At 35.0% G+C, this 11,943-nt stretch carries 9 protein-coding genes and 2 pseudogenes; 9 read left to right on the top strand and 2 right to left on the bottom strand.

The window, feature by feature from the left end; all coding sequences use genetic code 11:
- The coding region (locus tag FLA105534_RS13745; protein ID WP_455424119.1) for a Mu transposase domain-containing protein at nucleotides 1–815 on the bottom strand (815 nt) is incomplete at its 3' end.
- Here FLA105534_RS13745 and FLA105534_RS13740 point away from each other — a divergent pair.
- The 7 genes and pseudogenes from FLA105534_RS13740 to FLA105534_RS13710 form a co-directional block, all read left to right on the top strand.
- Nucleotides 804–1,592, top strand: coding sequence for a DUF3570 domain-containing protein (locus FLA105534_RS13740; RefSeq protein ID WP_173966694.1), 789 nt, complete (start codon nucleotides 804–806; stop codon nucleotides 1,590–1,592). The genes FLA105534_RS13745 and FLA105534_RS13740 overlap by 12 nt on opposite strands.
- 118 nt (nucleotides 1,593–1,710) lie before the next feature.
- On the top strand, nucleotides 1,711–2,718 hold the full coding sequence (locus tag FLA105534_RS13735) for a WD40/YVTN/BNR-like repeat-containing protein (protein ID WP_173966693.1): 1,008 nt from the start codon (nucleotides 1,711–1,713) through the stop codon (nucleotides 2,716–2,718).
- Between the two features lie 127 nt (nucleotides 2,719–2,845).
- A complete protein-coding gene (locus tag FLA105534_RS13730) occupies nucleotides 2,846–3,838 on the top strand; it encodes a beta propeller repeat protein (RefSeq protein ID WP_173966692.1) in 993 nt (330 codons plus the stop codon).
- A 150-nt stretch (nucleotides 3,839–3,988) separates the two neighbouring features.
- A pseudogene (locus tag FLA105534_RS13725) lies at nucleotides 3,989–5,838 on the top strand (protein-disulfide reductase DsbD family protein).
- Nucleotides 5,839–5,987: 149 nt separating this feature from the next.
- Nucleotides 5,988–7,160 carry an imelysin family protein gene (locus tag FLA105534_RS13720; RefSeq protein ID WP_173966691.1) on the top strand — a complete coding sequence of 391 codons (1,173 nt, stop codon included), beginning with the start codon at nucleotides 5,988–5,990 and terminating at the stop codon, nucleotides 7,158–7,160.
- Between the two features lie 65 nt (nucleotides 7,161–7,225).
- Nucleotides 7,226–8,629 carry a di-heme oxidoreductase family protein gene (locus tag FLA105534_RS13715; protein ID WP_173966690.1) on the top strand — a complete coding sequence of 468 codons (1,404 nt, stop codon included), beginning with the start codon at nucleotides 7,226–7,228 and terminating at the stop codon, nucleotides 8,627–8,629.
- Between the two features lie 455 nt (nucleotides 8,630–9,084).
- Nucleotides 9,085–9,336: pseudogene (locus FLA105534_RS13710) on the top strand (DUF932 domain-containing protein); the annotation flags it as partial.
- Nucleotides 9,337–9,619: 283 nt separating this feature from the next.
- Here FLA105534_RS13710 and FLA105534_RS13705 read toward each other — a convergent pair.
- On the bottom strand, nucleotides 9,620–10,033 hold the full coding sequence (locus FLA105534_RS13705; protein WP_173966689.1) for a hypothetical protein: 414 nt from the start codon (nucleotides 10,031–10,033) through the stop codon (nucleotides 9,620–9,622).
- 418 nt (nucleotides 10,034–10,451) lie between these two features.
- Between FLA105534_RS13705 and FLA105534_RS13700 the strand changes: the two genes are divergently transcribed.
- Nucleotides 10,452–10,862 carry a hypothetical protein gene (locus FLA105534_RS13700; protein WP_173966688.1) on the top strand — a complete coding sequence of 137 codons (411 nt, stop codon included), beginning with the start codon at nucleotides 10,452–10,454 and terminating at the stop codon, nucleotides 10,860–10,862.
- The gene (gene istA, locus FLA105534_RS13695) at nucleotides 10,829–11,836 is read left to right on the top strand and encodes an IS21 family transposase (RefSeq protein WP_217427704.1); all 1,008 of its coding nucleotides are present in this window, start codon (nucleotides 10,829–10,831) and stop codon (nucleotides 11,834–11,836) included. Before FLA105534_RS13700 ends, istA begins: the two co-directional genes overlap by 34 nt.
- The last annotated feature ends 107 nt before the right edge of the window (nucleotides 11,837–11,943 follow it).

Here is an 11,943-nt window from a genome sequence, read left to right as displayed (position 1 = left end):
AGTTCTTGATCAAAATCAATATGATCCAAGTTGTTTTCTAAAATATTTTGTATGGTCTTAAAATTGTAAATTTTAAAATCAAGTGCCCACCTGCAGGCATTTATTAATCGTTGTCTGCCTACCTTCTTTTCAAAATTCAGTATTCCTAAACAACTTTTATAAGCCTGTTCAGGATGATTTCTGCTTTCGATTATCTGCATTATATATTCTCCTACTGACTCATCAATATTATTAGCCCACTCAATGAAGCGGGCAGCACTCCATTGGGCTACAAATTGATGTGTACTGGCTAAATGCTCAGGGGTTGTTGTATAGACATAAGGTTTGTAGTTTCGGGGATGTACAGCTATTTGATTGTATTTATAATAAATCTCTACTGTTGATTTGGTATATAACAGCTTTGCTCTCTTTTTTACATATTGATAAGGAACGCTGTAATAGTTTTTGTCCTGGCTTAATTGAACATGACCGTTTTGCATTACTGTTGAAAAAGACTGGTATTTAATTTCAAAACGATCTTGTGGCAGTGGACGCAGTTTTTCTTTTTCGTCTTCTAAAAATAATTCAAAACGGGAATAAGGGCGTCCTGTCAGTTTTCTGTTATTGTGAGAGTCAAGTAAATCCCAGATCTGCTGGTTTAATTCTTCCAGAAAAAAGAACTTAGTTTCTTTTATGGTTGCATAAATCCTTCGATATAATATCTTAACAGTTCCTTCAACTAATGATTTGTTTCTGGGTCTGTAAGCTCTGGCAGGTAAAATTGTAGTTTCGTAGTGTTCTGCTAAATCAGCCAGGGTTTCAGGATGGTGGTACATCCGGGGGAGTTTCGTGCATCGGCATTAGATGCAGAAACAGGTGCTTCTGCAAGTTCTGTAAATCCGTATGCAACTCCTTTTGTATATAGTGGAGAGGCTATCGAAAAAGATGGACAAATGTATCCTGTAGATTATAGAACTTCGTATGCATTGGTAAACGGATTCTCATTTGCTATCAACCAAAAAATGAATGCTTCTATAGCTCTTGATTTATTGGCTCAAAAAGGATTGCTTTCGACTCCTTTTCACAGAGTTTATTTTAATGATGGTATTGGAGATGAATATCAAAAAGAAGTTCGAATTGAGAAATTACCTCGTGAACGCTACAAAATTGCTATTTCGGGAAGATTCAATTACTTTTTAGATCCTGCAATCATGTTGCGCACTTACGCTAGACTGTACAAGGATACATGGGATATTAACTCCATAACCTTTGGTATGGAAGCGGTACTGAAAGTCAATAAATCATTTGCAATAACACCATTTGCGAGATTTCATTACCAAGAGGAAACTTCTTATTATGCCGCTTATGGTCAGCATGTGTATAATCCAGAGGAGTTTTATACCAGTGATATGGATTTGGCTACGTTCTCGGCAGTTCGTACAGGATTAGCCTTACGCTATGTTCCTTTTGCTAATGCAAAATTGGATGCAAACGGAAAACCAATTCAGTACTTTGTAGCCATGAAGGATATTGGTTTGCGTTACGCTCATAACAACAGACAAGATGGTTTAACGGGTAGTTCTTTATCTTTTGAAATCACTTTCGAACTTTAATCATTTCTTTAAATAATAAAAAATATAAATAATGAAATCGCCATGACAAAAGCTGCCTCAAACAGCAATAAAGATCTACCGATACCATATTCCTATAAAAAACAAATATTATCTACGTATGAAGTCAATTTTTATAAAATCACTAGCATTAATCGCAGGAATCATTTCTATGATTTCTTGTACAGGTTCTGACTCTAAAATAGAAGCGCCATTAGTGTACCCAAATCCGTATAAAGTACTAGAGGACTTGAACACCATCAATGAGAATACAACTCTAAAAATGCTCAATAGAACAACTGCTATTTCTGTAGGGCAGTTGGGGTATATTATAACAACAACGGATCAAGGAGTTACTTGGCAAAAATTGGATGCCAAAACGACAAACAATCTTAATGATATTAGTTTTACATCTGAACAATCAGGATGGGTAGTTGGAAACGGTGCTATTATCAAGAAAACCAGGGATCAAGGTGCTACTTGGACAGATAAAGTTCCTGCTACTTTACTGGCTACCGAGAATGTACTTGCCGTGAATCTCTTCAATGAAAATCTTGGAGCCTGTACTACCGCTACAGGAAAAATTTTGATTACTAAAGATGGTGGTACCACTTGGGTAATCAAATCTGCTAAAGCTACAAATGAGAAGGATATTGTTACTGCTTTGAGAGCAATTTATATCAAAGATGCAACTACTTTTTATATCGTTGGTGCGGCGGGAGTTCTTTTAAAAACGACCAATTTTGGAGATACTTTTACTATAATTCCAACTTCGCAAGTTACAAATGTGGCAGCTGCAACATTTTATAGAATTGCTGCACCCTCACAAAACGTAGCCTATAGTTGTGGGTCGAATGGAATTGTTTTAAAAATCAACTTGGCAAACGACGCTCTTACTTTGATTAATCCGCCAATGACCGAAACCATGCAAGGAATCAACTTTTTAACGGATAATTTAGGATATGTAGTAGGTAGATTTGGTTTGATTTTTAAAACCGAAGATAGTGGAGCATCATGGAGTCGAATGAAATCTGGAGTTTCAGTAACCCTAACGGATGTGGCGTATTGGAATGATAGTTTAGGTTACGTAGCTGGTAGCAAAACAATATTGAAAACAAAACAAGAGTAACATTCAAGAGGCGTTACAAAATAAAAAAGGAGTAATCACAGATGAAATCGCCATGACAGAAGCTGTCGCAAACACTAATGAAGATCTGGCGATACCATATTCCTTTTAAAAAAAATATTATCTACATATGAAAACAACGATTTTTAAACATATAATTCCAGTATTCTTACTGGCGGGAATAGTTGTTTCGTGCGAAACAGAAACGTTTCCAGAAGCTACAGCAAAAGTGCCCGATTATAGCATTAGTACCAATAGCTTGATATTGAACGCTACCATCAATGACCTCAATTTTATAGGTCTTGACAATGGTTTTGCAGTTGGAAATATGGTTATTGAAACAGTAACTCAAGGTGCCGTGCTAAAAATGACCAATGGAGGTAAAGATTGGACAAAATTAGTTATTCCTACCCTGTTGGGACAGTTGTATAGCAACTATTTTATAGATGCTAATACAGGTTGGATAGTGGGTAACCTTGGGACTATTTTGTACACTACCGATGCGGGAGTAACGTTTAAACAAGCGGTAAGTGGTACTACGGAAACCCTATATGGCGTTACTTTTTTTGACAAAAATAACGGAGTTTGTGTAGGTGCAGCAGGAGTTTTATTGACTACCACAAATGCAGGAGTTACTTGGACTAAAAAAAACAGTGGTGTCACTACAGATTTGAGGGCAGTTTACATGAAAGATACGGCTACAATTGTGGTTTGTGGTGCTAATGGTGTTTTGAGAATCTCAAACGATCTTGCCAAAACTTGGACAACAATAGATACCAAACAAACCATTCGTTTGCAGGATATGCATTTTCCAGTTCCAAATATTGGTTATGCCTGTGGACAAAGTGGGGTGGTTATCAAAATCGACCTGAATACGAATACAATAACCAGGCTCGTTTTGCCAGTAGATGATCAACAAAGAGGGATTTTCTTTGTGAATGAGAAAATAGGTTATACCGCTGGACAGTACGGCGAGTTGACAAAAACTACTGATGGAGGTGCTACTTGGACATCTCAAAATATAGATCCAATTGCTCAAAATATGTATGCTATCGATTTTCCAACAGAAAGTAAAGGATACATAGGAGGCGTAAAAACGTTCTTGACATCCAACACTAAATAAATATAAAACTACAAACGATAACTTTTTTATTATAATTGTCGTTTGTTTTTTTAAATCTGCACAAATCTGTGCAAATCTGCGTGCCTAATTTTTCAAATAGATTTGTATTAATTTCTATAAAAGCGAATGTCAGCTACATAACACCAACCAATGAAAAAAATATTTTTATACCTCGCATTCTTTGCACTATTTGGCATGAATGCTCAAATGCTCGATCCTGTAAAATGGAATACAAGGGTCGAGAAAAAATCGGATACAGAGTTTTTACTAATCATGAAAGCGACTATCGAAAAAGGATGGCATCTCTATTCGCAATTTACCCCAGATGGAGGAGCACTGCCAAGCGAATTTGTTTTCAAAAACCAACAAGGTAATTTTGAAAGATTAGGAAAAGTTGCCGAAAGTACTTTCGAAAAGGCCTACAATGATGTTTTTAAAGTAGAAGAATGCTTTTTTGAAAATGAAGCTATTTTTACCCAAAGAATTAAAATTAAAAACACCAAAACAAGGAAAGTTTTAGTAGCATTTCTTATCAAGCGTGTAATGAAGCTTGCATTCAGCAAAACAAAACTTTTGAATTTAAGATTCCGGAAGGGGTTAGTGTTCAAACTGAACTAGCAACCAACACATCAACTACTACCGAAATTGCTGCGAAAATAAACCAAGTTACCCCGAAAGCGGTTCAGAAAGAATCTAAAGCAACTGTCAATCATCCCAAAAAAAGAATCCAAAAAAGGGTTTGTTGCCATTTTTTTTATTGCTTTTCTGTCTGGATTTGCGGCTCTGTTGACGCCTTGTGTTTTTCCGATGATCCTTATTACGGTAAGTTTTTTTTACAAAGAAAAATAAAAGTAAAGCTGCTGGAATCAAAAATGCCATTATTTATGGACTTTCTATTATTGGTTTGTACGTGTTGTTAGGCACTCTAATAACGGGCCTTTTTGGTACAGATGCGCTTAATGAATTGGCGACTAATGTTTGGTTCAATATTATTTTCTTTGTTTTACTAATCGTTTTTGCTACATCTTTTTTAGGAGCATTCGAAATTATGTTACCTAATTCATGGGCAAATAAAGTAGATAAACAAGCAGATAAAGGCGGGATGCTTGGTATTCTGTTTATGGCATTGGCATTGGCTATTGTTTCCTTTTCGTGTACGGGGCCTATCGTTGGAACGCTATTAGTCGAAGCCGCATCAAAAGATGGATTGGCACCCGTTATAGGAATATTAGGCTTTTCGATGGCATTGGCTTTGCCGTTTATGCTTTTTGCCATGTTCCCAAGTTGGCTTAATAGCATGCCAAAATCGGGTGGATGGCTCAATACCGTTAAAGTTGTTTTAGGATTTTTAGAACTCGCTTTGGCATTCAAGTTTTTGTCTAATGCTGATCTGGTTTTGCAATTGCATTTTCTGAAAAAAGAGGCGTTTTTAGCCATTTGGATAGCCATTTTTGGAGTACTAGCCTTGTATTTATTGGGAAAAATAACATTGCCACACGATTCTCCTTCGGGTTCCATATCGGTGGGGAGATTGTTGTTTGGTATTTTTGTTTTGTCTTTTACATTGGAGCACACGGTATAGTTGTTTTTGAAGATTATAATTTAGGTTTGGCTTATACCAAAAAAGTAAACAAGCCCGTATTGTTGGATTTTACAGGATATGCTTGTGTCAACTGCCGAAAAATGGAAGACTATGTTTGGTCAGACCCGACAGTTTTAACTTGTTGCTCAACGAGGTGGTTTTAATTTCACTTCATGTAGATGACAAGAGAGAATTACCAGTCTCGGAGCAATACATTTCTAAAGATACAGGCGAAAGTATTGAATCTATTGGTGACAAATGGAGTGATTTTCAAATTACGCGTTACAAAGCCAATGCACAACCCTATTATGTGATAATGAATCCAGAAGGAAAAGACTTGAGTCTCCCAATTGGTTATACATCTGATGAAATTCAATATGGCGATTGGATAAAAAAGGCTTTACAGAAAAAATCTTAAAATAAGGTTTTTAGCATTGCTTAAAAAGCAGAAAGCATTGTAATAAATTACCTCTTAAATTTTATTTAAAAACAATTCTAAATAAAATTTGACAAATTACCAAAAAATTATATTTTTGATTAAATTTAATTATTCTAAATAAATACCTTATGAAAAAAATAGTTCAGACGTTAAGTTTTCTTTTGCTTGCCGTTTTTGTAGTTGCATCTTGTAATAATGATGATAAAAAAGCAGAGGTTACCAAAAAACAAGTTATAGAAAATTACGCCAATATCGCTTACGCCAATTATAAAAAAGCTTATGATGATGCCGTAGTTCTAAAAGCTGCCATCACAACATTTACCACTACTCCAACAGAGGCTAACTTTACAGCAGCCAAAACTGCTTGGTTAAAATCTAGAGAGAGTTATGGTACAACAGAAGGGTTTCGTTTTGCCAACGGCCCAATAGATAATGAAGAATTAAAAGGACCAGAAGGGTATATCAATTCTTGGCCTTTAGACGAAAATTATATTGATTATACTGCGGGAGCTTCAACATCAGGAATTATAAATAACCCAAAACTTTATCCAACAATAGACAAAGCTTCTTTATTAGTACTAAATACTCCTGGAACAGAAGAAACGAATGTTAGTGTTGGATATCATGCTATAGAGTTCTTACTTTGGGGGCAGGATTTAACTACTCCATCGGATAAAAAGGCTGGGCAAAGACCTTATACGGATTATTTGAAAACGGGTGGTACTGCAACCAATCAAGAAAGAAGAGCTACTTATTTAAATGTATGTGCTGATTTATTGACAGACCATTTATTACAAGTAGTAAACCAATGGAAAGAGGGTGGATCTTATAGAGTTACTTTTTTAGCATTGAAAGAAGACGTTGCTATTAAAAATATGTATTTAGGAATTACAACATTGGTGTCAGCGGAATTGCCTGTTGAGCGTATGGAAGTTGCTGTTGGAAATGCAGATCAAGAAGATGAGCATTCTTGTTTTAGTGACAATACCCACAGAGATATTACTTTAAATTTGCAAAGTGTTATCAATATTTATAAAGGTAATTATGGTGCTGTTGACGGAGCTTCATTAGAGGATTTGGTAAAACAAGCCAACACTGAAATATATAATACTACTGATGTGTCTATCAATTCATGTTTGACAAAAATGACTGCTATTCTTGCTCCTTTTGATTTAGCTATTTCAGGTGGTAAAGAGTCTGTAGAAGGTAAAAAAGTAATCGCAGCAGCCACTGAATTAAAAACGTTTGGAGCTAATTTATTGGCTGGAGCTGTGAAAATTGGTATTATTGTAAATAGCTAGAAAGCTTCAAAATAAAGTATAACTAAAGTGTTCTTAATTGTAAGGACACTTTTTCCCGTTTAGAAATGAAAAATTATAAAAAAGTATTAGTCGTTTTGGTTAGTGTTCTCTTTTTGAGTTGCAGTAAAAATGATGCGGAAGAATATATCCCTCTAACTGCGGAAGAAGGCGAACAATATTCGGGTGGAGAAACAACAGTTTTTAATAAATCAGAAGAGGCTTTTGGCTTCTTTGCTCCTAATTTATCTTTCGAAGAGCAATCAGATTTTGGTATTGGAAATTCTTTTTTTAGACAAAATTGGGTAACGGCTCCTGCTTCTACTACAGCAAGAGACGGTGTAGGACCTTTTTTTAATGCTATTTCCTGTTCGAGTTGTCATTTTAAAGACGGTCGAGGGAGAGCGCCTTTAACAGATGGCGAAACGGGGCACGGTTTATTACTTCGATTGAGTATTCCAGGTATTGACGGTAACGGTGGGAATCTTCCTGATCCAATTTATGGAGGACAATTACAAGACGGTGCCGTTCTTGGTCAAACTCTTGAGGGTAAAATTGCTATTGTTTACCAATCCATAACAGAAACTTTCGCAGATGGTACTACTGTTGTTTTACAAAAACCATCATATCAAATTAATACTTTGGGGCATGGCCCATTAGCCAGTAATCTTCAAGTTTCACCAAGAGTTGCCAATCAGATGATAGGTATGGGATTATTAGAAGCTATTCCAGAAAGTACGTTACTTGGTTTTACAGATGAAAACGACACCAATAAAGATGGCATTTCAGGAAAGATAAATTATGTTCATGATGTAGCATCCAACTCAAAAAAGATAGGCCGATTTGGATGGAAAGCCAATCAACCTAGTGTACGCCAGCAAGTTGCGGGTGCTTTTCTGGGTGATATGGGAATTACCACGATTTTGTTTCCAAACGAAAATGCGCCTTTTGGTGTAGATCTTACCGCTATTGCAAATGGAGGAACTCCAGAGATAACCGATTTGAATTTTGATCGAGTAGTGTTGTATTCTAGTACGCTAGCCGTTCCCGCAAGAAGAAATTATGCAGAGCAAAACGTATTAAAAGGGAAAAAAACTTTTGTAACTATCGGTTGTGCAAGTTGTCATGTTCCAAAAATACAAACAGGAAATAATCATTCTATTGCCGCTTTGAGAAACCAAACGATTCGTCCCTATACTGATTTGTTGCTGCATGATATGGGCGCAGATTTGGCTGACAATACCCCAGATTTTAAAGCCACAGGTACAGAATGGAGAACACAACCTTTATGGGGAATTGGTTTGATTGAAACAGTCAATAATCATACTAATTTAATGCATGACGGTAGAGCAAAAAATGTGACCGAAGCGATTTTATGGCATGGTGGAGAAGCTAAATCAGCTAAGGATAAATTCAAAAAATTGACTGCAATAGAACGAAGCGAGCTTTTAGAATTTATTAATTCATTATAAATTGTACTAATTCCTTAAAACTAAACCCAGTAATTACTTATTTTTTTATATATAAACTCGATTTACCTTCCAATAATTTACATGTAGAATTCCATCTAAAAAAGGTTTTCAACTCCAATTATTGATCCTAATTTTATTCAATATAGATTCCCTTTAAATCCGACACCAAAAGTATTGTTTTTTTTTGCTCCAAAAACACCAAATACAATTCTTTCAGTTACAGTATTAATTAGGAAAAATTATAACTGTTTACACCTATGGTAATACATTACAGTCTGACTTGAAGATTAATTATAAAGTTTCCACTCGAAACGGACTAAAAGACAGCTAAGATAGTGTCTTAAGGATGCTGCAAGCACATAATGGCTGCGTTTCACTTGCCACCCTCTGGGACTTATAGCTCTCCACATCCTTAAGCCACTTTTATCTTGCTTTCTTTTTTTCCGTTTTTTCTAGGAGAACGCATATTTATAACGGCTAAATTACCCGATTATATTCGGGTTGGTAACGACGATTTGATTGAAAAATATCTTTTCCTTACGACTTCACACGACGGAAGCGGAAGTATAACTGCCGCCTTTACTCCTATTCGCATTGTATGTGCCAATACCCTTAATGCCGCAATGCATAACAAAACCAATACTGTACGCATTCGCCATACGTCCAACGCCAAACAACGTTTGGGACAGGCACATAAAGTTATGGGTAAGTCAATCCACAAACGACTGCTTGATTTTATACCTAAAAACAAATTTAACTTACTTGGCTAAAAAAAACAGTTTGTATAGAACTGGTTACTATAATTTTTACAAGTTCTTAAGAGATGTAACTCTATAGAAAATTTTCTGGAGAAATACTTATCATTCAAGGAAAATCAAACTGAATTACCCGCAGCTAGCTTTTTCAAATCATCCATAAAATGGTTCGAAAATTGTCCCGACGGGGGCACCTTAAAATATAAATAAATCACCTTTCACTATGAAATATATTTTATACATTTGTTTTAGGATTAATGGCAGGATTCTCATATTGAGACTTTCTACTGAAAGAGTAGTCATCCATGACTACCGAAAAAGTAATTTTCTTTAGCGCCAACAAAATGGGGATCATCATGTATAGACCAATATGATATGAACCATAAAATGCCGGGGCATTTAAAATTATATTTTCCTCTCCATAAATTTTATTTTTTTCAGTGTTATATAAAATTGAAAAATTATTGGTTTCATTTAATGTTAAGCGCTTTTGTATTGAATATTTTTTAAAAAATGAGTTTTCTTCAATATTTTTAATTTTCTTACCATTGGCAGATACATTTAGAAACTCAAAACGATATTGTGACGATTCATCTTCCCACTGAAAAGAATTTACCTTTTCCTTTATTAAATTTAAATAATCCATCATAATCTCATAAACCTTTAGGTTAATATTTTTAAATTATTCTCATTGTGCAATTTTTGGGAGCATTGTTAATAAGCTTCACTTACATCTAAAGACAAATAATTAAATACTTTATCATCAAGCACATATTACTATAAATTTTAAATAAAGGTTATTACATTTATCACCTTTTTTTAAGTTGACTCTATACCTAGTATAATAACATTGTAGGATTATAAATTGGAAAATTAAGCACCTTGAAATAATTGTATTTCTAAGATGCTTTTAATTTTTTTTTAATGGCCTGATTGGAAAAACCGGTCAATTTGACCACCTAATTCCGGAGCAAACTGACCACCAGGTTTTGTGGTTAATTAAGTATTAAAAACTATTGATTTTTTCATGTTGTTAGAACCATACATTCGTTAAAAATATACGGATTATGGCAAACAAAATAACAGACATGAGTAAAATTAGAAAAGTAATTAAATTCTATTGTAATGGAAAGAGTAAATTATTTATAAGTAGCTACTTATCCCTTTCAAGAAATACGGTAAAGAAATATATTTCTTTATTTGAAGTTCTCGGATTAAGCTTTGAATTAATCGACCAAAAAACCGATGCAGAGCTGGAACTTTTATTCTCCCAGACTAGTGTAGAGGCCATTAGCCCGAGATTACAGACACTTTATGATTTTTTTCCTAAAATGGAACGTGAACTAAAAAAAGTTGGCGTTACCGTACAGCATATGTGGGAACAATATATTGCTGTAAATCCAGATGGTTATCGAACTTCACAATTTCATTATCATTACAATATATGGGCAAACGAGTTAATCCGGTCATGCATATGAACCATAAGGCTGGTGATAAAATGTATGTTGATTATGCCGAAAAGACACTCTCAATTATTGATATAGATACCGGAGAAGTCAAAGAAGTACATTTTTTTGTAGCAATATTAGGCGCTAGCCAATACACGTATGCTGAAGCTTCCATGAGCCAGCAAAAGGAAAACTTTGTTGACTCGGTAGAAAATGCCATGCGCTTTTTTGAAGGAGCTCCTGCTGCCATTGTTCCGGATAATTTAAAATCTGCAGTAATAAAAAGCAGTCGTTTTGAACCGACAATCAATGAAACCCTGACTGATTTAGCAGAACACTACGAAACCACAATTTTACCTGCCAGAGCTTATAGACCCAGAGACAAATCATTACTTGAAGGAGCCGTTAAGATATTATATCGAAGGATTTATGTAACCCTAAAAGAAACTAAGTTCTTTTCTCTGGAAGAATTAAATCAGCAGATCTGGGATTTACTTGACTCTCACAATAACAGAAAACTGACAGGACGGCCTTATTCCCGCTTTGAATTATTTTTAGAAGACGAAAAAGAAAAACTGCGTCCACTGCCACAAGATCGTTTTGAAATTAAATACCAGTCTTTTGCAACAGTAATGCAAAACGGTCATGTTCAATTAAGCCAGGACAAAAACTATTACAGTGTTCCGTATCAATATGTAAAGAAGAAAGCAAAGCTGTTATATACCAAATCAACGGTAGAGATTTATTATAAATACAATCGAATAGCTGTAAATCCAAGAAACTACAAACCTTATGTCTATACAACAACCCCTGAGCATTTAGCCAGTACACATCAATTTGTAGCCCAATGGAGTGCTGCCCGCTTCATTGAATGGGCTAATAATATTGATGAGTCAGTAGGAGAATATATAATACAGATAATCGAAAGCAGAAATCATCCTGAACAGGCTTATAAAAGCTGTTTAGGAATACTGAATTTTGAAAAAAAGGTAGGCAGACAGTGATTAATAAATACCTGCAGGCGGGCACTTGATTTTAAAATTTACAATTTTAAGACCATACAAAATATTTTAGAAAACAACTTGGATCATATTGATTTTGATCAAGAACC

This window comes from Flavobacterium collinsii, from assembly GCF_902804485.1.
GTDB classification, from domain to species: Bacteria; Bacteroidota; Bacteroidia; order Flavobacteriales; family Flavobacteriaceae; genus Flavobacterium; species Flavobacterium collinsii.
This window is presented reverse-complemented; position numbering and strand designations above follow the sequence as displayed.